Source organism: Gilliamella sp. Choc4-2, assembly GCF_001690355.1.
GTDB lineage: Bacteria > Pseudomonadota > Gammaproteobacteria > Enterobacterales > Orbaceae > Gilliamella > Gilliamella apicola_A.
The window spans coordinates 1-24,142 of the sequence record NZ_LZHG01000014.1; the positions used below are offsets into that span (position 1 = coordinate 1).

Annotated in this window: 23 protein-coding genes and 1 pseudogene; 15 read left to right on the forward strand and 9 right to left on the reverse strand. The window is 35.3% G+C overall.

Annotation, left to right across the window (positions count from 1 at the left end; all coding sequences use genetic code 11):
* Together A9G34_RS02115 and A9G34_RS02120 are read right to left on the reverse strand one after the other, a co-directional pair.
* Positions 1-530, reverse strand: a pseudogene (locus A9G34_RS02115) (hypothetical protein); the annotation flags it as partial.
* The gene (locus tag A9G34_RS02120; protein ID WP_065568735.1) at positions 530-2,899 is read right to left on the reverse strand and encodes a type VI secretion system Vgr family protein; all 2,370 of its coding nucleotides are present in this window, start codon (positions 2,897-2,899) and stop codon (positions 530-532) included. The pseudogene A9G34_RS02115 and the gene A9G34_RS02120, both read right to left, overlap by 1 nt.
* A gap of 545 nt (positions 2,900-3,444) precedes the next feature.
* Here A9G34_RS02120 and A9G34_RS02125 point away from each other — a divergent pair.
* From A9G34_RS02125 to ggt, 8 genes are all read left to right on the forward strand, one after another.
* On the forward strand, positions 3,445-3,672 hold the full coding sequence (locus tag A9G34_RS02125; protein WP_034943431.1) for a ChaB family protein: 228 nt from the start codon (positions 3,445-3,447) through the stop codon (positions 3,670-3,672).
* 121 nt (positions 3,673-3,793) lie between these two features.
* Positions 3,794-5,224, forward strand: a complete 1,431-nt coding sequence (locus A9G34_RS02130; protein WP_034944636.1) for a 6-phospho-beta-glucosidase — start codon at positions 3,794-3,796, stop codon at positions 5,222-5,224.
* 49 nt (positions 5,225-5,273) lie between these two features.
* The gene (locus tag A9G34_RS02135) at positions 5,274-5,597 is read left to right on the forward strand and encodes a PTS cellobiose transporter subunit IIB (RefSeq protein ID WP_034943433.1); all 324 of its coding nucleotides are present in this window, start codon (positions 5,274-5,276) and stop codon (positions 5,595-5,597) included.
* A gap of 156 nt (positions 5,598-5,753) precedes the next feature.
* Positions 5,754-7,781 (forward strand): PRD domain-containing protein, encoded by a 2,028-nt coding sequence (locus A9G34_RS02140; RefSeq protein WP_065568736.1) that lies wholly within the window; start codon positions 5,754-5,756, stop codon positions 7,779-7,781.
* Positions 7,782-7,783: 2 nt separating this feature from the next.
* Positions 7,784-8,134, forward strand: coding sequence for a PTS cellobiose transporter subunit IIA (locus A9G34_RS02145; protein ID WP_065568737.1), 351 nt, complete (start codon positions 7,784-7,786; stop codon positions 8,132-8,134).
* A gap of 5 nt (positions 8,135-8,139) precedes the next feature.
* Positions 8,140-8,628, forward strand: coding sequence for a hypothetical protein (locus A9G34_RS02150; protein WP_081295240.1), 489 nt, complete (start codon positions 8,140-8,142; stop codon positions 8,626-8,628).
* A 14-nt stretch (positions 8,629-8,642) separates the two neighbouring features.
* Positions 8,643-9,992, forward strand: a complete 1,350-nt coding sequence (gene celB, locus A9G34_RS02155) for a PTS cellobiose transporter subunit IIC (RefSeq protein ID WP_065568738.1) — start codon at positions 8,643-8,645, stop codon at positions 9,990-9,992.
* 364 nt (positions 9,993-10,356) lie between these two features.
* Positions 10,357-12,006, forward strand: a complete 1,650-nt coding sequence (gene ggt, locus A9G34_RS02160) for a gamma-glutamyltransferase (RefSeq protein WP_442902678.1) — start codon at positions 10,357-10,359, stop codon at positions 12,004-12,006.
* Positions 12,007-12,160: 154 nt separating this feature from the next.
* Here ggt and rplI read toward each other — a convergent pair whose 3' ends face one another.
* The 6 genes from rplI to A9G34_RS02190 form a co-directional block, all read right to left on the reverse strand.
* On the reverse strand, positions 12,161-12,610 hold the full coding sequence (gene rplI, locus A9G34_RS02165) for a 50S ribosomal protein L9 (RefSeq protein WP_034943440.1): 450 nt from the start codon (positions 12,608-12,610) through the stop codon (positions 12,161-12,163).
* A 22-nt stretch (positions 12,611-12,632) separates the two neighbouring features.
* Positions 12,633-12,860 carry a 30S ribosomal protein S18 gene (rpsR, locus tag A9G34_RS02170; protein WP_025314965.1) on the reverse strand — a complete coding sequence of 76 codons (228 nt, stop codon included), beginning with the start codon at positions 12,858-12,860 and terminating at the stop codon, positions 12,633-12,635.
* Positions 12,861-12,864: 4 nt separating this feature from the next.
* Positions 12,865-13,176, reverse strand: coding sequence for a primosomal replication protein N (gene priB / locus A9G34_RS02175; RefSeq protein ID WP_034943442.1), 312 nt, complete (start codon positions 13,174-13,176; stop codon positions 12,865-12,867).
* Positions 13,160-13,543, reverse strand: a complete 384-nt coding sequence (gene rpsF, locus A9G34_RS02180) for a 30S ribosomal protein S6 (RefSeq protein WP_034943444.1) — start codon at positions 13,541-13,543, stop codon at positions 13,160-13,162. Before rpsF ends, priB begins: the two co-directional genes overlap by 17 nt.
* Before the next feature lie 278 nt (positions 13,544-13,821).
* Entirely contained in the window at positions 13,822-14,895 is a 1,074-nt protein-coding gene (mltB, locus tag A9G34_RS02185; RefSeq protein ID WP_065568740.1) for a lytic murein transglycosylase B, read from the reverse strand.
* A gap of 56 nt (positions 14,896-14,951) precedes the next feature.
* Positions 14,952-15,953 (reverse strand): 2-hydroxyacid dehydrogenase, encoded by a 1,002-nt coding sequence (locus tag A9G34_RS02190; RefSeq protein WP_034943448.1) that lies wholly within the window; start codon positions 15,951-15,953, stop codon positions 14,952-14,954.
* Between the two features lie 265 nt (positions 15,954-16,218).
* Between A9G34_RS02190 and A9G34_RS02195 the strand changes: the two genes are divergently transcribed.
* Together A9G34_RS02195 and A9G34_RS02200 are read left to right on the forward strand one after the other, a co-directional pair.
* Entirely contained in the window at positions 16,219-17,472 is a 1,254-nt protein-coding gene (locus tag A9G34_RS02195) for an AmpG family muropeptide MFS transporter (protein WP_081295247.1), read from the forward strand.
* Between the two features lie 8 nt (positions 17,473-17,480).
* Positions 17,481-18,137, forward strand: coding sequence for an NAD(P)H-dependent oxidoreductase (locus A9G34_RS02200; RefSeq protein ID WP_034943452.1), 657 nt, complete (start codon positions 17,481-17,483; stop codon positions 18,135-18,137).
* 64 nt (positions 18,138-18,201) lie between these two features.
* On the opposite strand, the gene A9G34_RS02205 is transcribed toward A9G34_RS02200, so the two are convergent.
* The gene (locus A9G34_RS02205) at positions 18,202-18,387 is read right to left on the reverse strand and encodes a hypothetical protein (protein WP_034943454.1); all 186 of its coding nucleotides are present in this window, start codon (positions 18,385-18,387) and stop codon (positions 18,202-18,204) included.
* A gap of 394 nt (positions 18,388-18,781) precedes the next feature.
* Between A9G34_RS02205 and trxB the strand changes: the two genes are divergently transcribed.
* From trxB to rlmH, 5 genes are all read left to right on the forward strand, one after another.
* Positions 18,782-19,735, forward strand: coding sequence for a thioredoxin-disulfide reductase (gene trxB / locus A9G34_RS02215; protein WP_065568743.1), 954 nt, complete (start codon positions 18,782-18,784; stop codon positions 19,733-19,735).
* A 15-nt stretch (positions 19,736-19,750) separates the two neighbouring features.
* Positions 19,751-21,466, forward strand: a complete 1,716-nt coding sequence (gene cydD / locus A9G34_RS02220) for a heme ABC transporter permease/ATP-binding protein CydD (RefSeq protein ID WP_065568744.1) — start codon at positions 19,751-19,753, stop codon at positions 21,464-21,466.
* Positions 21,460-23,091, forward strand: coding sequence for a heme ABC transporter ATP-binding protein/permease CydC (cydC, locus tag A9G34_RS02225; RefSeq protein ID WP_065568745.1), 1,632 nt, complete (start codon positions 21,460-21,462; stop codon positions 23,089-23,091). Before cydD ends, cydC begins: the two co-directional genes overlap by 7 nt.
* Before the next feature lie 255 nt (positions 23,092-23,346).
* Positions 23,347-23,664, forward strand: coding sequence for a ribosome silencing factor (rsfS, locus tag A9G34_RS02230; RefSeq protein WP_034944652.1), 318 nt, complete (start codon positions 23,347-23,349; stop codon positions 23,662-23,664).
* A gap of 4 nt (positions 23,665-23,668) precedes the next feature.
* Positions 23,669-24,139, forward strand: a complete 471-nt coding sequence (rlmH, locus tag A9G34_RS02235; RefSeq protein WP_034944655.1) for a 23S rRNA (pseudouridine(1915)-N(3))-methyltransferase RlmH — start codon at positions 23,669-23,671, stop codon at positions 24,137-24,139.
* Positions 24,140-24,142: the final 3 nt, after the last annotated feature.

A 24,142-nucleotide genomic window follows, 5' to 3' on the forward strand; every position in this document is an offset into this window, starting at 1 on the left:
TGCCCACCATGAATCGATGGGTAGTAGTAGTTTGCAATTTGGGTTAATTGTGATTTTAGCCATGCGTTGTCTTCTTTGCTCGCTACTTCTTGCAGAAATTGCATTCGAAATGGTTCAAAAAAGGGGTAATAACGCCGATGCAATGCATTGGCAATGGTATTGCCAATATTGATTAGTTGTTTTGCCAGTACCGATGGTTTAAGGTCTGTAACAATATAAGCACAAATATAACGCTTTGACTCAAAACATTCGTTTGCTGCTTCAAAGCCAATTCTATCCAATATTGGGCTTTCTAAAAATTCATCGGGTTCGGCAAGTTTAACCAGTGTTGGGCAGACGCTTGGGTCATAATCTAAATCCGAACGTAAAACTTGCGTGAGTTTTTTTTCGCTAAATGGGTGGCCTTCACCAAATAGGTCTATTAACCCTTCTTTTGATAATGGTTCAACTGGGTTAAGGGCGACGATGTTATCAACCAATAAGTAACGGTATTTAAATAAGTTGTTGGTATTATTTAATTCAAAAATCATTATTTACCCTTTTCTACACAACCATGAACATCCAGATCGCTAGATGGTAATTTCGTGTTTCGTGTTTCCGTTGTTGCCCCCATTTTTTGCATTACATTGCACTTAAGATAAATATTATCCTGCGTGCCAAGTTCAATACCTTCACTGCTGATTTTGATATAAGAGCCACCACACATTAAGGTAATTTCTTTGGCTGCCGAAAAGTCAACTTGACTGTCCTCACTGTCAATTTTAATGTTTTGCTTTGCCGCTAACGCCATTTGGTCACTTTGTGCTTGAATGTCGATGTCCCCTTCATTGGCAATGAGTTTCATCCCTGATTTTTGCGCCAGTAAACTGATTGCCTCAGGTGTGGCAACCGTGATATTTTTTAATGCGGTAATGTCTGTTTGATTGGTCGAGATGATACTTAAGCTGTTACCAGTGGTTAACTGTATGTTTTGCGGGCTGATTAGCGCCATGCCTTCTTGGGCATAAGCCAGCATGCCTGATTGCGTTAAGTTACTCAGTGAACTTTGCAGTTGTTGCTGTGATTCGGTATCTGGTGTGTGTGACTGGGCACTTTCTGCGACACTATGTAGTGCTTTGGCAATGGATAAGGCGTTTTCAAGCTCCACCATTGCCCCTTGCATATCGAGCTGTTTGCCCTGCGCTTTGGGTTCGGTTTGGCTGGTGAGGTATAAGCCTTTATTGGCGGCAATGCCCCCCCACTGGTCAGTTCTTAATTCAAAGCCTTCTCCTCGGTGATTTTTGTCTTTATCCACCAAATGACCCAAATTTAATTGGGTTTTAGCGTATTCGGTTGCCAGTTTGATGTGCTCTTGCCCACGTTTGTCATCCATTCGCAGCTCGTTATTCGCTGGCGTGCGAATTACGTTACGGTGTTTATCCATGGCAGTAATCAGGTCGGGGTGGGCGCTGTCATGGAACGCAAAGGCAATATAAGGACGATTAGGGTTTTGGTCCGTAAAGGCTATTGCCACTTCGGTGCCGTCAATCAATGGAAAGTGAAATCCGTATTGATTACCCGCATACGGTCTGGCAAGTCTAACCCACAAGCTTTCTTCACCACTGCGCCAGTTCGCTAAGTCGAAGTTAAATTTAACTCGATAACGCCCATGTGTGTCGATATAACCATAAGTGTCATTATCTGGACTGGTAATTCGAGCCGGTAGTGTGCCACTAATTTTTGGCATCGGGAGGGGCGCTGGTCGGTAAGGTTTTAATACGTCAAAGGCTATGGCAGTAAATTCAATTTCGTAAGCCTGACTGCGGTCACCATAGCCTTTGGTGGTTAAGATGATAATGCCGTCTTCAATGCCAGCCATTGAGCTGTTGGTAATCGTTCGGCGTTGACCTGGGGCTAAACGGTAGTCGTTACTTTTTCCCCGTATAAGGCGTTGCTGCGAAATAACTTGTTGGTGACGAATGGCGGCAAACCACTGTCCGCTTTCAATTTCACTATCTTCGTCATTTTCAATAAGGTGTTTATAATCCTCTCCGTAACGGTAGTCATTGCCGTAGGTAGTAGTGTCTTTCGCCGCCGTGTTGACTTGGGAGAGTAAATTTTGTTTTGCTTCACGGTAATTATAATTATTAACCGTAACACTTTGGTTTACTACACTACTTTGCCGAGCCAGTGCCCAGACACTGTATTTACCGCTGTCCATCATACCACTGGGTTTTTGATGAATAATTGTGCCATAATCTTTAAAGCGCTGGTCTTCATCACTTAATACTACCACGTCGCAATGATGCTCTGGGTGAGTTTCAAAAAATAAACTGATGCCAACATCAGCCAATAGTCGTTGAATAAAGACTAAATCACTTTCTTGCCATTGTGTGATTAACTCGCGGTTTGGATAAGTTTCTTTTAATTCTAGGCGGTAATCTATGCCTGTTAAGCCATGCTGTCGGAATAAAGATTCAACCACGCTAATTACACTTTGATTTTGATAAATGGCGCTGCTGTAACTATTACTAAGTAATGCAACCCTTGGTTGTAATATAATTTGATATCGCGTTTCTTCTTGACTTGTGGATAGCAAACTAAACGCCGTTACTACACCGTACACGGTGCGGGTGGCTTCTGATGCGTCAAATAGGCGGTCAAGTACGCTATTTTCAGCCGGTAAAAAAGAAAATGAAGCCGGTTTGTTTAAAATGGTGTCAACCGCTAATGTGTGGTTGCAACTGGTAAAGGTGATAGTATAACGCCAAGGTTGGTTTAACTGTTCATCAATGGCAACGGCATGAACTGAAATTGATTCGGTTATATTCAGTTCATTCAATTTAAGAGAGTAACGATTATGAGGCACTGCTGAAGAAAGAGCATCTAACCCTGTTGAAATTAAATCCGAAAAAGACATCTATATTCCTTACTAATCCAATATCCAAATACTATTTATTTTTGATGCGTAAACGATTAATTAATGTTAGTGAATGTAAAACCATTAACAGTTAATGTTTAAAAAGCCGTTAAAATAACTTTTTTTGAGTAATTAATCAACTATTTTGTTGTGTTAATTCTTCTTTACACTCTTTAATTAAAAATCTAAAGAATAACATTTATCATTTTGAAGCTCTTTTGAACAATGATGCTGATAGTCATTTTTACGAGCATTTTTATAAATAACATGGTTTTTATGCGTTATTAATTGTTTTGCTTGCCATTTAATCAATACAATAAAATTTTTTTAATTTAAGCAATTATCCGTTTTAGATATTACATTAAATTTTTTTCAGTAGATTATAGTGTTTAGTTTATTTGTATTAAATTAATTACTGTATTAAACCAGTTATTGTATTAAATCGTAAAAAAGTCTAAATTCTAAGCAAGTTGTTTTGAATGCGATACTCATATAATCATTGTTAACTTTTCAATAATGTATGTTCAATTTAGAAGGAGAGTGTTATGCCATATAAAACACGTCAAGATTTACCCGATTCAGTACGCCATGTTTTGCCTGAACATGCGCAGGATATTTTTAAAGAAGCCTTCAATAGCGCTATTAAACAGTATCAAGATCCGCATAAACGACATGATAACAGCGATCCAGAAACAATTGCTTTTAAAGTAGCTTGGGCTGCTGTTGAAAAGGTTTATCACAAAAATGAAAATGGTAAATGGGTGGCTAAATAAATAGCTTTTTCCCCAATTATTCTTATATTTTTCCTTATCAATACGGAAAAAGTGGGTTAGTAATTCTATTTTTTTCCTTTTATACTAATTTTGAATTATTAATAAACACAGGTACTTAATTATGAGTAATAAAGGTTTACCAAAAGATTTTTTATGGGGCGGCGCTGTTGCGGCTCATCAATTAGAAGGTGCTTGGCAAGTTGGAGGGAAAGGTGTAAGTGTCGCTGATGTGATGACTGTGGGCTCACCTAAAAGTTATCGTAAAATTACTGAAGGTGTAATTGAGGGGGAATATTATCCTAATCACGAAGCTATTGATTTTTATCATCATTATAAAGATGATATTAAGCTATTTGCCGAAATGGGATTTAAATGTTTTCGTACTTCGATTGCTTGGACGCGTATTTTCCCAAAAGGCGATGAACTTGCACCAAATGAAGAAGGCTTAAAATTTTATGATGAGCTTTTTGATGAATGCTTAAAATACAATATCGAGCCAGTTGTTACCCTTTCCCACTTTGAATTGCCTTATTACCTTGTCACTGAGTATGGTGGATTTCGTAATCGTAAATTAATTGACTTTTTTGTGCGTTTTGCCGAGGTCTGTTTTGATCGTTATAAAAATAAAGTCAAATATTGGATGACTTTCAACGAAATTAATAATCAAGCAAATTTTGATGAGGATTTCGCCCCGTTTACCAATTCCGGTATTTTCTATAAAGCAGGTGACAATCGTGAGCAGATTATGTACCAAGCCTCACATTATGAATTAGTAGCCAGTGCCAAAGCGGTGCAAATTGGTCATGCTATTAACCCTGATTTTGAAATAGGCTGTATGTTGGCGATGATTCCTATCTATCCAGAGACTTGTAAACCAGGTGATATTTTAATGGCACAAAAGGCGATGGAGCGTAAATATTTTTTTGCCGATGTTCATGTACATGGTCAGTATCCAAACCATATCATTAAATATTGGCAAGGTAAAAACTATAAATTAGATGTGACTACCCAAGATTTGGAAATTTTAGCAAATGGAACTGTCGATTACATTGGGTTTAGTTATTACATGTCAAACGCTATTCGTAAAAAATCGGATAACTATGAATATAACGAAAAAACCGATCTGATTGGTAATCAATATGTGAAAAAATCCGATTGGGGTTGGCAAATTGATCCTGAAGGGTTACGTTATACTTTAAATTGGTTAACTGATATGTATCGTTTGCCGCTTTTCATTGTTGAAAATGGTTTTGGTGCTTACGATAAAGTCGAAGCTGATGGTAGCATCCATGATGCTTACCGTATTGATTATTTGCGTGAACATATTAAACAAATGAAGATTGCTGTTGAAGAAGATGGTGTTGATTTGATGGGATATACCCCTTGGGGCTGTATTGATCTTGTTTCGGCAGGCACAGGGGAAATGGAAAAACGTTATGGGTTTATTTATGTTGATAAAGATAATCACGGTAATGGTACTTTAAAACGCAGTCGAAAAGATTCATTCATTTGGTATAAGAAAGTCATTGGGTCAAACGGTGAAATCTTATAGCTGGTTGAGCTGATAACAGATTATTATTTATTGGAGAATAAGAAAAGCGATGAAAAAAGCATTGATTATCTGTGCTGCTGGGATGTCATCATCCTTAATGGCCAAAAAAGTAACCGAATATTTTGCAAGCCAAAATAAAACCATTTCGGTTGATGCAGTTTCTTCCACTGAAGGGGCAAATATGATTAAAGATAGCGATTTTTCGCTCTTTTTAATTAGCCCTCAAACTATGATGATGTTTGATAAATTTAGAAAATTGGGGGAAGAAGTCGGTAAGCCTGTTGTGAGTATTCCTTTTCAGGCTTATATTCCGATTCAATCAGGAATTGAGCAGTTAGCTAAATTAATTGAGGATAATGTTCAATCGCTTTAAGCCATTCCTTTGTAAATATTTGATTTTGGCACCGTTTGTTTGTTGCGCTATATAGCGGTGCCTTATTATGTTGCTCTGCGTGCATTTTTATTAAGCCAATAAGAACAACCACAATATTATTAAGCATGCTTTTAACTGTTATAGGTATGGGTGATAATGATTAAAAATAAACAACGTGATCTTATTAGTTTATTAGTTAGTTCTAAAAATCAATTCCAAAGCAGTACGTTGCTGGCCTGTAAGTTATCATTATCTGATAGGACCGTTCGCACTTATCTTAACCATTTGAAACCTTTAATTGAAAGTAATGGCGCAATTATAGTTAGTAAGCAAGGCTATGGATACCAATTACAGATTAGAAATAGAACCGCTTTCAATTCATTTTTAATTCATCATCATTTGTTAGATCAAAATCAAAATCTAAATCGTAATGAAGAACTATCAAGTTATCGCGATGTTTGCCAAAGAAAACATTATCTTCTTAATTTGCTTCTTTTAGAAAGCCAAAAAATTGATATTGAAGACTTGTCTGAACAGATATTTATTAGCACTTCTCAGTTGAATAAGGATATGTTGGAAATTAAAAATCAATTGGCATCTTTCGAACTTAAACTGAAAAAAGATAAATGCTTGTTTTATGTTGACGGCGCAGAGAAGGCAAAACGGCATTTTATTATGAGCTATTTTTTTCATGAAAAGTCGATTCATTTTTTACAGCGTTTAAGCTATTTAAATAAATTTAGTGATGCCATTAGTTTTGATACTTTAACTATTATTATTTTAGATGAATGCCGAGAGGCCCACCTTAAACTGTCTGATGTGATGGTGCAAAATATTGTGCTGCATCTTTCTTTAAGTATAAAGCGTTTGCAATCTGGGCTTTTAATCCAACACCTTGATATGCCCGATTCAACGAAAGACAAGCTGGAATATCAAGTTGCTAAGAAAATTATTACTCGTGTTGAGGCAGCGATCGGGTTTACTTTTCCAAAAGAAGAACAAATGTATTTGACATTACATTTGATGAGCAAATCAAATGCTGCTCATTGTAATTTAGATTCGCAACTTAGTGTGATGTTGACCAAGTTACTCCGAAAAATTCAAGAGGAAACCGGGTATCAATTTTCAAAAGATGAACAATTAAAAAATGGGTTGATTCAACATTTAAAACCTATGCTTGTACGGTTAGAACAAAATATTAAACTAGAAAATCCACTGCTTAATGAAATTAAAACTTGTTCACCAGAATTATTCGATTTAGTAAAACACTATTTTAATCAACTTGTTAATTTAAATACATTTTCTATTAATGATGACGAGTGGGGGTATTTAACCCTGCACTTTTTAGCTTCGATTGAAAAACTTAAAAATGAGCAAAAATTCAAAGCATTAATTATTTGTGCAACAGGGCTTGGAAGTGCGCAGTTGCTAAAAAATCGAGTGGAGAATGAATTTGATGAGCGGATTAAAATTGTTGCCATTCGAGGGTATTATGAAATTGAAGCTGATATGCTAAATGATATTGATTTTATTATATCGTCGGTTGATCTTTCAGCGAAAATTTTTAAAGTTCCTATTTTTCATGTTTCTGTATTTTTTAATGATGAAGATGTGCAGAAAATTCGTCGGTACCTTATATCACGTAAAATGTTGGTTTCTTTTAGTCAAGGATCATTATCAACAAATAAAGCGGTAAGTGATCCCCGCCGTTTAATTCATATTGAGCAAGCTGTTGATGATTTATCAGCTGACTATTTTTATGTGTGCCAGCAATCTAAAACTAAAGATCAAATCATGGATAGTTTACTTGATCGCTTAGCAATAAATGAAGATTGTTGTTATAAACATAAGATAATAAAGCAAATGGAAAACAGAATGGCATTAGGTGATATCTTTTTTAGCCCTACCATTGTGGTACCACATCCCGCTGTTCCTGTGGGTAAATTGTCAAAAATGGGGATTGCAATTATCCCTAATGGTTTAGTTTGGGATAAAAGTCACCCAGATATCCGCTTTATTTTTATGATATCCCCTTCTATTTATCAGAACCCTAACTTAGCCATGATGACAAAAGCTGTCGTTACGTTAATTGATGATTTGCCGATGCAATCGAAATTGTTGCAGAGCCAAAACTTTACCGAATTTAAATCACTTTTTATCAAACTTATAGAAAAGGGAATCTAACAATGAATAAAAAAATGAGCTCCGAGAATATTCAACTTGTTGCATTTAATATTATTTTGCACAGTGGTAACGCTAAAACCAAAATTTACGAGGCATTTAAAGCCATGAGAGAAGCCAATTTTGACTATGCTAATACGCTGCTCGAAGATGCCAACCAAGAAATTTTAGAAGCACATAAATCACAAACCCAATTACTGCAATTTTATGCGAATGGAACAAAAATCGATATGGAAATTATTATGGTGCATGCACAAGATCATTTAATGACAACGATGGCAATGCGCGAAATTTCCCTTGAAATTTCTTATTTGTATAGAAAGAATCATGAACTATTAGCTACGCTTAGGGGTTAATCAATATGATGTCTAATCAATTGAAGATGCATAAAAAAATAAGTTTAGCTAATCTTTATTTTAATCGTTTTTTAGCTATTCGTTATGGCACTGCTTTTTTTATTTTTCTTAACCTTTATTGGGCTGTGTTTTTAATTAGTTCAATGTCTTTTTTTTCTATTATGCCCATTGCTTTATTGGTACTAGGTGTTTTGGCTTCGTTTGAACAGATAAAACTTTATCGGAATCATTATAATTATTTACCTTATGCAACGTTATTTTATCGTTCAATATTATTCACTTTTAGTGCGTTAATTATCATACTTTATACCCCTTGGTATCCTCTTTTTTTTCCTTTTTTGAAAGATACGCAAGTTGTTTTAAATACAATTAGCGCTTTTTTAATAGGCTGTGTATTTATCGATTTTTTGATGCTTAAAAAATTAAAAAAAATTCAACTCAATAAAGATAAACATTTTCAAAGAATTCAAGCTTATCAAGCAATCATTAATTAGATGAGGAAAACAAAATGAATGCCGGATTTATGTTTTTACAAAGGTTTTTGATGACCCCAATGGCAAAAATATCCCAATTTAAAATTGTGCGAGCAGTCATGGCTGCTGGAATGGCGTCAGTACCTTTTTCTATCGTTGGGTCTATGTTTTTAGTGTTTAATACATTGCCGATGACATTTACTGGTTTGGAGGTTTTTTTTGAAAATACCTTTTTTAGAGTTAGTAACCTTTATATGATTGCTAATACAGCAACTATCGGTAGTTTAGCTCTCTATTTTAATTTTGTTGTTGGTTATGAGTTAAGTAAAATTGAAGCAGAAGAAACAGGGTTAAAAGTCAATGCACTTAATGGGGCAATGTTATCCGTTTTTGCCTTTTTTATGACATTACCTGAATTGGTAATACAAAATGGAGGAATTGCGTTATTTAATAATCTTGATAATTCAGTCATCAATGGATTACGTTTAAACCCTTTTATTTTTCGATTAGGAACTTCAGGTATTTTTATTGCCATTGTTATGGCAATTTTAGCTACCCACCTTTATTTTTTATGTGTTAGACGCAATTGGGTGGTAAAAATGCCAGAAACCGTGCCTTTAGGTGTTTCTCGTTCTTTCACTGCGTTAATTCCCACTTTTGTTATCGCTTTTTTTGTCATCATTCTTAATGGTGTTTTGGTTTTTTTAGGAACAGATATTTTTCATATTGTTAGTGTCCCTTTTACTTTTGTCACCAATTTAACCAAAAGTTGGCTGGGGATTATGGTTATTTTATTTTTAATCCATGCTTTATGGGTTGTCGGTATCCATGGTGCTAGTATTATTGGAGCGTTTATTACACCAATTATGCTCGCCAATATGAGTGAAAATGCAGCTGGGGCACATATTCCTTTTGCTGGCGAATTTAATAACTCATTTGTGATTTTAGGAGGATCAGGATCTACATTGTTGATGACTTTTTTTATTGCTTTTTATGCTAAATCTAGCCAATTAAAAATATTAGGACGTGCATCAGCCGTACCGGCCATTTTTAATATTAATGAGCCTGTAATTTTCGGAATGCCGATTGTTTATAATCCTTATTTAGCACTTCCTTTCTTTTTAGCCCCTATGGCATGCGGTACGTTGGGCTATTTTGCAATTAATTCAAACCTTATTCATCCAATTATTGCGTTAATACCATGGCCATCACCAATGGGATTAGGTGCCTTTATTGGTACTGGAGGAGATTATAAAGCCATTTTTGTTGCTATCTTGTCGGCAATTTTAGCTGTTGTAATTTATCTGCCTTTTATAAAGCTTTATGACAATAAACTTTATAAAGAAGAACAAGGGAAAATAGATAGCCAAGCTCAAGAAGCTTAAAAAAATTGAATATAGGTAAGGTAATAACTTTTTTAAATTCACTTTTTTAGCGTCATAATCTTTTATTTAAAGGAGTGGCGCTGTTTTATTGTGAATTTTCGTTATTAAAAATTATGTATTATATGATATCACCAAGTAAAACCGCATTAACAAAAGCTGAACAATATTTACTCAATTGATAATCTTTCTGTGATATATTTTTTAATTCCCTCTTATGAAATCTTTTACATATTGGCAAGAATTTTGCTTTATTCATTTTTATGTAACAGAAAAGTAAGACGGTATCAATGTATTTATTAGGAGGTTTAAAATGTTCTATCTAAAAAGTAAGTGGGTGAAGCTTTGCTGTTTTACTTTATTTATCATGGTATATCAGCAAGTGCTTGCCAAAAACCTGAGTCCACAAAAGTTTGAAGCTGCAGCTGTTGCTTCGCCCGACTATTATGGTGCAAAGGCGGCAAAACAAGTGCTCGAAAAAGGTGGAAATGTAGCCGATGCTGCAGTTGCAACAGCATTTACTCTGGCGGTAACCTATCCAGAAGCTGGAAACATTGGCGGTGGTGGATTTATGACGCTTTGGATGGACGGTAAACCTTATTTTATCGATTATCGCGAAGTTGCCCCAAGCAGAGCTGATAAAGATATGTATTTGGATAAAAATAAAAATATTATCCCTAATTTAAGTCTTTATTCACATAAAGCATCGGGCGTGCCAGGTACAGTTGCTGGGATGTGGGCTGTACATCAACGGTTTGGTAAGCTCACTTGGCAAGAAGTAATGGCGCCGGCTATTCGATATGCTAATGAAGGCTTTATAGTAGATAAAGCGTTGATTACTCGTTATCAAGAAGCCGAAAAATTAGCACCAGCTAATGGTCACTTTAAGCAGTACTTTGGTTCTATGCAAGAAGGAAAACGATTTAAACAACCTGAACTTGGCAAAGTATTAGAACGTATTGCAAGTCAAGGAAGCGACGGGTTTTATAAAGGTGAAACAGCTAAATTAATTGCGCAACAAATGCAGAAGAATGAAGGTTTGATTACGGAAAGTGATCTTGCTAATTATCAAGTTAAATGGCGAGAACCTTTAATTGCTAACTGGCACGATATGCAAGTTGTTACTGCTCCGCCTCCAAGCTCTGGTGGTGTTGGTTTAATTCAACTATTATTAATGAAGCAAAATTTAGCGAATGATTTTAAGCATGTTAAAGTGAACTCACCTCAATATATTCACTTATTAGCAGAAATAGAAAAACGTGTTTTTGCAGATCGGGCTGAATATATGGGCGATCCCGATTTTATTTCTGTTCCTGTTACTCAATTAATTGATAGTAATTATTTAGCAAAAAGAGCCAAACAAGTTAATCCTAAAACTATTTCAATTACTGAACAAGTTAAACCAGGATTAGATAATAATCATGAAAAATTACAGACAACGCATTTTTCTATTGTAGATAAATGGGGTAATGCCGCATCCAATACTTATACACTTAATGGTTGGTTTGGATCTGCAGTTGTAATAAAAGGTACAGGTATTTTATTAAATAATGAAATGGATGATTTTAGTAGTAAAGCAGGTGTGGCAAATCAATTTGGTGTCGTTGGTAAGGATGCTAATGCGATTGAGCCGAATAAACGTCCTTTATCTTCTATGACACCAAGTATTTTTATTAAAGATAACGAAGTTGCAATGGTTATTGGTACACCAGGTGGTTCAAGGATTTTCACTTCAATCTTTCAAGTTGTGACAAATGTTTTTGATAATCATATGTCATTAAAAGCAGCAATGGATGCCCCACGTTATCATCATCAACTATTACCAGCAAATCTTATCTTTATTGAGCGTTTTCAAAATAAAGTGCCAGAGAAGTTAAAAGATAAACTTAAACAGATGGGTTATCATTTTAAACAGCAAGATTTTAGTGGTGATATTCAAGCCATAAGAATTAATAATAATAAACCCGAAGCCGTTTCAGATATTCGAGGTAGAGGCAAAGCGTTTATTATTAAATAATTTTGTTACCTAGCTATTTACCCTTTTTTAGCCGTAATGATTGGGTATGTAGATTAGTATGTAATATATAAAAATTACTGATATCAATATCAAAAAAACATAATAAAAAAACCCGTCAACTTAGACGGGTTTTTTTATCGATATTGATTGATGATTATTCAGGAATAATATCAATAATAAGTTTAGCAAAAGCTTCACTATGTACTTGGAAGCAGACTTCGTGCTCACCAGTTGTACGTAATACACCATTTGGTAAGCGAACTTCGCTTTTTGATACATTAATACCACGAGCTTTAATTGCATCAGCGATATCACGTGCACCAATAGAACCAAATAAACGACCTTCGTCACCAGCTTTAGAAGCAATCGTTACTTTTTCAAGCGCATTAATTTGAGCAACGCGCTCTTCAGCTGCTTTTAATGCATCCGCAAGTTTTGCTTCTAATTCAGCACGACGCGCTTCAAAAAATTCGATATTCTTTTTAGTCGCAGGTACTGCTTTACCTTGTGGAATCAAAAAGTTACGCGCATAACCCGCTTTAACATTAACTTGATCACCTAAGCTGCCTAAATTAGCAACTTTATCGAGTAGAATAATTTGCATTATATGTTCCCTCTGTTGCTAATTACTGATGATTGTCAGTATATGGTAATAATGCCAAGTAACGAGCGCGTTTGATTGCGCGAGCTAATTGACGTTGATATTTTGCACTTGTACCAGTAATACGGCTTGGTACAATTTTACCACTTTCTGTGATATAGCTTTTTAATAAAGAAACATCTTTATAATCAATTTCTTTAACGCCTTCTGCTGTAAAACGGCAGAATTTGCGACGACGGAAATAACGTGCCATTTGGCTATTCTCCTAATAGTTTAATTTGGTCAGCATGTAAAACAAGTTGGCTTGTTTTATTGCGTTTAGTGTGTGTACTGATAAAGCCACTTACTAACACTTTGCTGCCTTTTTTAATACTGTAACTTAATTCTTGTTGTCCACTAACAATAATGGGCATGACGCACCACGCTTGCCTTATGAGTTCTGCTTCAATTTGTTCAGATACATGTTCTAAATAAAACTGACAGTGCGAAATCCCACTTGGACTCATTTTTCGTATCGGCGTTTTAGTAACAATACCCGATAACATTAAACGATTATTCGTCGGAATCATCGTCCATATTTACTTCGCTAAAATCATCTTCAGAACTACGGCGTTCGTCTTTAGCTTTTAGCATAGGTGACATTTCAGTTACAGAATGTTTAGTGCGCATAATTAAACTGCGAATCACTGCATCATTAAAACGGAAGTTATCTTCAAGTTCGTTAACAGCTTCTTGAGTTGCTTCAACATTCATTAACACGTAATGTGCTTTGTGCAGTTTTTCGATAGGATAGGCTAATTGGCGACGACCCCAATCTTCTAATCGATGGATTTTACCACCATCAGTGGTTAATGTACCAGTATAACGTTCAATCATACCAGGTACTTGTTCACTCTGGTCTGGGTGAACCATAAATACTATTTCGTAATGACGCATTATCGCTCCCTACGGATTAATCAGCTTTCTGTCGGGGCAACCGCAACCCATTGAAAGCAAGGAACATGAAAAATAGGCGGTTGAAATCGACGGGGCATTATATATCAACTAACTATAATTGACAAATGAATATAGTAATTTTAATGAATTATTATCAGGGGAATGAATTGGTATATAACAAATTGAAAAAAATGAATAAAATATAAAAGATCGCACTGCTGCGACCTTAAAGTTGAGTATAAAATCCCATAATAACCGGTTGTAATTGAATGATGCGATTATCTTGCCGCTTTAACTGCTCTTCCTAATTGCCAAATAGCCATGGCATAGTGTGAACTATGGTTGTAACGGGTTATTACATAGAAATTGGGTAATCCATACCAATATTGATAACGATCGCCTACATCAAGTCGCAATAAACTGACTTGATTGTGCCCTTCTAGTGAACTTTTTGGTTTTAAACCCGCTTTTGCTAACTTTTCAATTGAATATTTGGTGTGAAATCCCGTTTCAAGCGCTAGTGCTTGACCATGTGCCATTACTGCTACTTTTTTTCCTCGTTGCCATCCATGCGCCTTAAAGTAGTTAGCAACACTACCAATTGCATCAATGGGATCCCATAAATCTACATGACCGTCTTGATTGAAATCAACGGCATGCCTTCTAAAGGCCGAGGGCATAAATTGACCATATCCCATTGCACCAGCAAACGATCCACTTAGATCAAAAGGATCTACACCTTCATCTCGACACATTATTAGAAAGTCTTCTAGTTCGTTGGTAAAATATTGGGCTCGTCTTGGATAATAAAAGGCAAGAGTTGATAAAGCATCAATAATTTTGGTATTACCCATAACCCTGCCCCATCCTGTCTCAACACCAATAATGCCAACAATGATTTCAGGCGGTACACCATATTCATTATAAGCACGCTGTAATTCTTTTTCGTATTGGTTCCAAAAATCAACGCCTTTAGAAAGGTTGCTTGGGGTAATAAATTTATTTCTGTAACGAATCCAAGCACCATTAGGCACATTTGAAGTGCTTGATTTGGGTGCTTGTTTATCCATTAAATTAATCACCCAATCAAGCTTATTAGCTTGTGCTAGTATATTATGAAGTTGCTGACGTTCAAAACCATGCTTACTCACCATTTTATCAATAAACTGCTCTTTATCTGTTGATAAAGGAATGTTGTCAGTTTCAGGTTGGATATGTTCTTGTTCCAGATACACCCCTCCTTCAACATTAGAATGTCCCCTGTGCTCTTGCATTGGTGAAGTTGAATAATTATTGCTACTACAAGACGTAAGCATCAGCATCATACTAATAAAAAGAAGAATACGCTGCATAGACTATCCAAATTTTGAATTGTTAAAAAATTGTCATTATCATAAATTGTTGATTGTTATTCAACAATATTTGAACAAGACTCACCTTTAGATATAAGTTTAATATTATTTAAAGTTGTATCAGAAATATTTAATAATGCTTCTTGTGTTAAAAAGGCTTGATGACCAGTAAAGATTACATTATGACATGAGGATAATCGACGGAACACGTCATCTAAAATGACATCATTTGATTTGTCTTCGAAAAATAAGTCTCGTTCATTTTCATAAACATCCATGCCTAATGCACCAATTTTGGTTTGCTTTAATGCATCAATAGCAGCTGTTGCATCAAGTAGTGCACCACGGCTAGTATTAATGATCATTACACCATTTTTCATTTTGTTAAATGACTCTTTATTAAGGAGGTGGTAATTTTCAGGTGTCATTGGACAATGAAGTGTGATAACGTCTGATTGTGCATAGAGTTCATCAAGTTCAACGTATCTTGCGCCTAGCTCAACAACAGTATCGTTTGGATAAGGATCATAAGCTAAAATATGCATACCAAAACCTTTTAGTATTCGGATAGCCGCTTGACCAATTTTTCCGGTACCGATAACACCTGCAGTACGATTATGCATATTAAAACCGGTTAATCCATCAAGTGAGAAGTTAGCATCACGCGTGCGTTGATAAGCTTTGTGAGTGCGGCGATTGAGTGTCATCATTAAAGCAACAGCGTGCTCTGCTACTGCTTCTGGGGAATATGCAGGTACTCGAACAACGGTTATACCTAATTTTTTAGCTTCGGTTATATCAACATTGTCAAACCCCGCACAGCGGAGCGCTAAGATTTTAATGCCGTAATCAGCTAATTTTTGCAATACTTTTTTATCAATTTCGTCGTTAACAAAGACACAAACTGCATTGTAACCCTGTGCGGTCACTACCGTTTTATGACTTAATTTGTGTTCAAAATATTCGATATCAAAACCATACTTTTTATTCGCGATTTCTAGATGTTCTTTATCATAATGTTTACTGCTAAAAACAGCGATTTTTAATGAACTTTTCATATTACAACACCCCTCTTAACGGTGATTGATTAATTTTTTAACTGGTTAGATATTTTTATATCATAGTTAAAATACATAATATTTTATATGGTAATAGCCAACGATAATATAGATAAAACAGCTATATAACAATATTTAACTTTTTTAACCCTAAATATCATTATTCGCCAGCAGTATGTGTTAACCATTAGTGATTATTTTGATTATTGTATGCTATGATAGCACCTTGCTAAAAACCAACCAATAAGATTAATTCATGAACCATATGCAAAACTCTATTTTTAAAACTATTTTTTCCACTAAAATGCTTATCTGCATTTTCACTGGTTTTGCTTCTGGTTTACCCTTTTATTTATTATCCCAATTATTACCTGCATGGTTAAAAAGTGAAGGAATTAATATCAAAACTATTGGCGCATTTACGTTAACGCAGTTTCCTTATATTTTGAAATTTGTCTGGGCACCATTTATGGATAATATTTCCTTATTTAATTTGGGAAGAAGGCGAGGCTGGATGCTTACTTCACAAGTTATATTGGTTTTATCTATTGCAATACTAGGATTCCTTTCTCCTTCATTAAATATTTGGTTAATTGCATCTATTAGCTTTATCGTTGCTCTGTTTTCTGCCACCCAAGATATTGCTCTTGACGCTTTTAGACGAGAGTTATTATTGGATAATGAGCAAGGACTTGGTAATACTATTCATACTAACGCCTATCGTATTGCTGGTTTAGTACCAGGTTCACTATCATTAATTCTTTCTAAGTATTTACCCTGGGACAGTGTTTTTATTGTTACTGCTCTATTTATGTTGCCTGCAATTATCATGACATTAAAAGTAAAAGAGCCAATCAATCAATCACCTAAAATATATAAGCTTGAAGATATTATTATTAAACCTTTTAGTGAATTTGTTACACGAAATGGTATTAAGACAGCTGTATTGATTCTAACTTTTATATTTTTATATAAATTAGGGGATAGTATGGCAACATCATTGGCTACGCTGTTTTATATGCAAATGGGGTTTACTCTTTTAGATATTGGTTGGATTGCTAAAAATGCCTCCTTATGGCCGAGTATATTTGGCGCTTTATTAGGTGGTATTTTAATGATTAAAATTGGCATTAATCGTGCACTTTGGTTGTTTGGTTTTGTTCAAGTTATTTCTATTTTAGGATTTGCGTGGCTATCTATAGAAGGTCCATTTACTAAAATTACCTTTTATGCAAAAATATTATTAGCGATTGTCATAGGCTTTGAATCTCTGGGCGTTGGTTTGGGTTCAGCTGCCTTTGTAGCGTTTATCGCTAAAACAACCAATCCTCTTTATACTGCAACACAATTTGCGCTGTTTACGAGTATTGCATCTATTCCAAGAACACTGATTAATTCCACCACCGGTATTATGGTTGATTATTTAGGATGGACGACCTTTTTTGGTTTATGTACAATTCTTGCCATACCCGGTATGTTATTATTGTTTAAAGTTGCTCCATGGAACACAAAAAATTAGGAGAGAGCATGGATAAATTATTACAAGCCCTTAATTTTCGACATGCATGCAAAAAATTCGATGGTACCAAAAAAATTAGTAATACTGATATTGAATCTATTTTAGAAGCTGGTCGACTATCCCCTTCTACATTTGGATTAGAACCTTGGCATTTTGTCGTTGTTGATAACGATAAAATTAAAAGTGAATTACGTGCTGTTTGTTACAATCAAGAGCAAGTAACCAGCTGTTCACATTTTGTGATTGTGCTTTATCGTAAAGCTAATAATTTTACGTCACAAAGCGAATATTTGCGTAGAACAGTTGCGCGTAACTTACCAAATCCTGAAGATCAAACCGCTATTGATATTGGTTGTCAATCAATTATCAATTTTTATGAGCACGGTTTAGCAAGTGGGTTGACCATCAATCATTCATCCGAAATGCAAAGCTACCTAGCTTGCGCAAATATGTTAACTGCAGCCGCTTATTATGGTATTGATTCATGTGCTATTGGTGGATTTCAACATGATGGCATTATTAAGATTCTAGAAAAATATATACTAGCGTTTAGTGGCGAATCTTTTGGTGTGGGACTTTGTCTGGCTTTCGGTTACCGACTTAATGAACCAAGAGCTAAAACTCGTTGGTCGCTTGATGAGGTAACAACTTATTTATCTGATTAAAATAAAAAAACCTTCAGTTGCTTTATAGCCGCTGAAGGTAAAATGAAAAAAACAACACTTAATTTTATTCAATCGATTGATACAATGTTTCAGTATCCGCAGATGCGGAATTCATAATAAACACTACTCCTGATAAAATATTACCTATTTGCGGATCAGTTACATTGTGTTGCAATGAGGTTAATATTTCTTGTGCCCAATTAATTTTTCGTAGTACGGCTTCTACGTTTTCTTTTGAAGGATTATTCATTTTACACGTCCTCCGTTTTGTTAGGATTTCATGCCTAAGCGGCTGAAAATAGATTATCTAAGTTAACAATAAGTCATGAATAAGAAAAGCACGTATTTTAAACAAAAAAAAGCAAAAAATAAAACAAACGTTGTTTTAAAAAGTATAAATTCAATTAAAAAAACTGAAAAGGGAAAGATAATCTATTTTTTAAAAGTAAAAAATTTATTGTGGTTACCTATTACTGTAATAATCAATTTTTTTGCCAGAAAGAGATTGATAATGATAGACTTTTGTGTCATAAATCATCCTTATTTTAAAAAACTGTTTGATGACTCTACGGTTTATTAAAAAGTTTAATTAATGAATATTAAAAATAAAATGACTGTTATTAACAATCAGTAAGGTTCTAAAAATGAAATCGAAACATGCACGTTTACTTATCTTGGGTTCTGGTCCCGCCGGCTATACAGCTGCAGTTTATGCTGCAAGAGCGAATCTTTCACCTGTGCTAATTACAGGATTGCAAGAAGGTGGGCAACTAACAACCACAACCGATCTTGAAAACTGGCCAGCCGGTGCTCCTGATTTAACAGGACCAGAATTAATGGTTAAGATGAAGGAACATGCAGAAAGATTTAATACTGAAATTATTTTAGATCAAATTGAGCGTGTCGATTTTAGCGCTAAGCCTTATAAGCTTTTCGGTAGTGAGACTGAATATAGCTGTGATGCACTCATCATTGCAACTGGTGCTTCAGCACAATATCTTGGTTTACCGTCTGAGGAGGCATTTAAAAGTAAAGGAGTTTCAGCTTGTGCAACCTGCGATGGATTTTTCTACCGCGATCAAAAAGTAGCTGTCGTGGGTGGAGGTAATACTGCGGTAGAAGAAGCTCTTTATTTAGCCAATATTGCGAGTGAAGTACATTTAATTCACCGTCGAGATACCTTTAGAGCAGAAAAAATCTTAATGGTTCGCTTAGCTCAAAAAATTAAAGAAGGTAAAGTTATCCTACATACTCATCGTGTAGTTGATGAAGTTTTAGGGGATAACATGGGAGTAACTGGAGTTAGAATCCGTAGCTCACAAGATCCTAATACTACCGAAGAGTTGTCGGTTTTAGGCGTGTTTATCGCTATTGGTCACAAACCAAACACCGCTATATTTGAAGGTCAACTTGAACTAAATGGCGGTTATATCAAAGTACAATCAGGCACGCAAGGCAACGCTACTCAAACCAGTGTCGAAGGGATTTTTGCTGCTGGTGATGTTATGGATCATGTCTATCGTCAAGCAATCACTTCAGCAGGTACAGGCTGTATGGCTGCTTTAGATGCAGAACATTATTTGGATAATTTAAAATAAGCAGTAAAGATCTTTATGTCATTAGATAAAAAACGCCAGACCTATCTACTTGGCTGGTTAAAACAGCAAGCAAAAATGTATAAAACTAATTTGCGTGCTTCAATTTTAACCGGCTTGGTTTTAACTATATTAGTTATTATTCAATCTGCATTGCTCGCTGTAATTTTGCAAAAAATTATTATTGAACAACACTATTTTGTGGATATTCTGCCTTTTTTTGGCGCACTAGTTGCAGTGTTACTTGGTCGAGCAGGCTTAATTTATCTACGCGAAAAGATCAACTTTGCCATAGGCAAAAAAGTTCGCCAGCAAGTTCGACAGCAATTAATTGATCAACTTGAGTTGTATGGACCTGCTCATTTAAACCAAAACACCACAGGTGCATTAAGTACGCTACTTATTGAACAAGTCGATAAATTGCATGACTTTTTTTCCCGTTATTTACCCCAAATGCGATTGGCAAGTATGGCTCCAATATTAATCTGTATTGCTATCTTTCCATTTAACTGGGCAGCAGCTACAATTTTGCTTTGTACCGCTCCCTTGATTCCTATTTTTATGATTTTAGTGGGAATGGGAGCTGCTGATATTAATCGTCGTCATTTTAAAGCGCTTGCGTATTTAAGTGGTCATTTTTTAGATCGTTTAAAAGGCCTCAATACCATTCGACTATTCAACCAAGGTGAAAAACAAACAAACGAAATAGCGATTGCTTCTGAAGATTTTCGTATTAAAACTATGCAAGTGCTCAAAATAGCCTTTTTATCTTCAGCCGTATTGGAGTTTTTTACTTCTATTTCAATCGCCATTGTGGCAGTTTATTTTGGATTTTCGTATTTAGGCGAATTTGATTTTGGTGCATATAATGGAACTGTTACTCTATTTGCTGGTTTTTTTGCGCTAATGTTAGCCCCTGAATACTTTCAACCTTTACGTGATTTGGGCACTTACTATCATGCCAAAGCTGAAGCAATTGCAGCAGCAGATAATATCGAAACTTTTTTAAGTAAAAAAATCGCACCAAAACAAATCAATGATAATATAACAAACATAAAATTGACTGAGCCATTAAAAACAATTGAAGCAGATAATTTAATTATATTATCTAACGAACAACAACCTATCGTTGGTCCATTATCATTTAGCTTGCAGGCACCTTTTAAATTAGCTCTCATAGGGACTAGTGGCGAAGGTAAAACTTCGTTAATGCAAGTACTACTCGGATTTTTACCTTATCAAGGTTCATTAAAGATTAATGGTATTGAATTTAATCAATTAGATATTAATGATTGGCAACAGCAAGTAAGCTGGATTGGTCAAAATCCTTACTTGCTTAATAGTACTATCCGTGAAAATATTTTATTGGGTAAACAAAATGCAACCAACCATGAACTTGATAACGTGATAGCCAAAACCCAATTGACTGAAGTTATTGCTAAATTACCACAAGGCATTGAAACCCAAGTTGGCGAAGATGCGGTACGTTTATCAATTGGGCAAGCACAGAGGATCGCTTTAGCAAGAGCAATGCTAAAACCTTGTCAATTATTGATTCTTGATGAACCAACTGCTAGTTTAGATAAACAAACTATCCAAAATTTGGATCAGCAACACATTGCCCCTAATAGCATTACAATTACTCATCAAACAGATGACATGCAAGATTTTAAACAGATCTGGCAATTGGCTAATGGTAAGCTACACTGTGATATCAAGGGGGATTTATGCTAGCTATATTACGCCCTTATATCGCACTATATAAACACTATTTTGGGCAAATTTTATTGGGATTATTTTTGTCAATTCTTACCCTATTTGCCAGCGTATTTTTGCTATCATTATCAGGATGGTTTTTAGCCTCTACAGCTTTTGTTGGCGTTGCAGGTTTGTATACTTTCAATTATATGTTGCCTGCTGCTGGTGTTCGTGCTGCGGCAATTATTCGAACCGCTGCCCGCTATATGGAGCGTTTAGTTGATCATAATACCACATTTAAAATCTTAGCTTATTTAAGAACGTTAGCTTTTCGTAAGATTTTGCCCTTAAGTGCCAATCAATTAGCCCACTACCAACGGGCTGACTTGCTTAATCGCTTTATTGTTGATATTGACGCACTTGATCACTTATACCTAAAACTTTTTTCACCTATTGTAACCGCACTTGTTACCATTGCTGTTTTGTTTGTTGGATTAGCAAATATAAACTTACCTATTGCGTTAATTATTACTATTATCCTTACAACCACTTTACTTGTGGTTCCGGTCATTTTTTATCAAGCAGGAAAGCAACTCGGCAAAACACTAGCTAAACAACAAAGTGAATATCGTTTATTATTAATTAATTATCTACAAGGACAAGCTGAACTTATCCTATTTAATGCACAACCACGCTATCGTGCTAAACTTGATGAGCTTGAATCAAACTGGCTTTATAACCAGCAACGTCAATCAACATTAATGGCACTATCAAGTTCATTGATTGTGCTGATTGCTGGATTTTTAACGTTGCTTGTTCTATGGCTAATTACCCAATACACCCTATCCCCTTTGGTGGCGTTATTTGTATTTGTTAGTCTTGCAAGTGCTGAAATACTCATGCCAATTCCTGGCGCATTTATCTTTTTAGGGCAAGTACTTACTTCTGCCACACGCACAACAGCTATTTTTAATCAAACACCCGATATTCAATTTGTTTCTAAAGGTAAAAAAATAGATTTAACTACGGCAAAATTACAATTTGAACAAATTAATTTCAGCTATCCAAATCAACCTTTTGCGATATTAACTGATTTTTCCTTAACGGTTGAACAAGGTGAACATATTGGAATAATTGGTAAAACTGGTTGTGGTAAATCAACTTTATTAAGTCTAGTGAATCGAACTTGGAAGGCAAGATCCGGTAATATTTATTTTAATGATACCCCAATAAATCAACTGGATGAAAAAACTTTGCGACAAGCCATCGCAATGGTTCCTCAAGTTATTACTATTTTTAGTGAAACTTTACGGCAAAATTTACTCATTGGTAATCCTAATGCAACGGATCAACAGCTTATTGAGGTTTTACATCAAGTTGAATTGGACAAATTACTAATTACAGAACAAGGTTTAGATATGCTAATTGGACAAGGCGGGCGTACTTTATCTGGCGGTGAAATTCGTCGTATTGGCATTGCAAGAGCATTACTGCATAATTCCCCTTTAATTTTAATGGACGAACCAACAGAAAGCCTTGATCAACAAACAGAGCAACAAATTATTCAATTAATCAAGCAGACATGTAAGGGTAAAACATTGATTATGGTTACACATCGTTTAACGGATAATCCAATGTTTGATCGGGTTGTTTCACTTTAAAATAGATGTTTTTAATAATAATTAGAACGCTATATTGGTAAGTAATGCATTATTTAGGCTAAAAAAGGGATTAGCTTTAATAGTTAACATAATATTTATTGGAGCTTACAATACTTGGTTATATTAAAATTACTTTTTATTTAAATATTTTGTAATCATAAGTTTTTTAAGGGAGTGTTGGATTTATATGTTATCCACACCGTTATTCTTAAAAATATGCTATAATAGCGCTTTGTTTTGATTGATAGAGAGATTATTTTGCAACAGTCGTTACAAGATTTTATTATTGATAAGATTGATGATCTAAAAGGCAAAGACATTGTTACCCTTGATGTTCGAGGTAAATCGAGCATTACCGATTATATGATTATCTGCACCGGTACTTCAAACCGTCATGTAGCTTCAATATCAGGTCATTTAATTGATGAAGCAAAAAAACAAGGTCATCTAGTTTTAGGCAGTGAAGGACAAGGTGATGCTGATTGGGTTGTGGTTGATATGGACTCGGTGATTGTGCACATTATGCAAGAGGAAAGTCGCCAGCTTTACGAACTTGAAAAACTTTGGAGTTAATGCCGTGAAAATACAGCTTATTGCTGTTGGCACTAAAATGCCAAACTGGGTTACTATTGCTTTTAATGATTATCAGTCACGATTTCCTAAAGATATGCCTTTGGAGCTTGTTGAAATTCCCGCAGGAAAACGTACTAAAAATGCAGATATTGTACGAATTTTAGATAAAGAAGGCGAAGCAATGCTAAGTGCTTGCGGTAAAAGTAATCGCATTGTGGCGCTCGATATTCCAGGTAAACCTTACACAACGTATAATTTAGCCGAACAGTTAGAGCACTGGAAAGCAGATGGTCGTGATGTGAGTTTATTAATTGGTGGACCTGAAGGTTTATCTCCTGCTTGTAAAGCCGCTGCGCAGCAAAGTTGGTCTCTATCACCGCTTACACTTCCTCATCCTTTAGTTCGCATCATCGTGGCAGAAAGCCTTTACCGAGCTTTTAGCTTAACCACTAATCATCCATATCATCGTGAATAATAA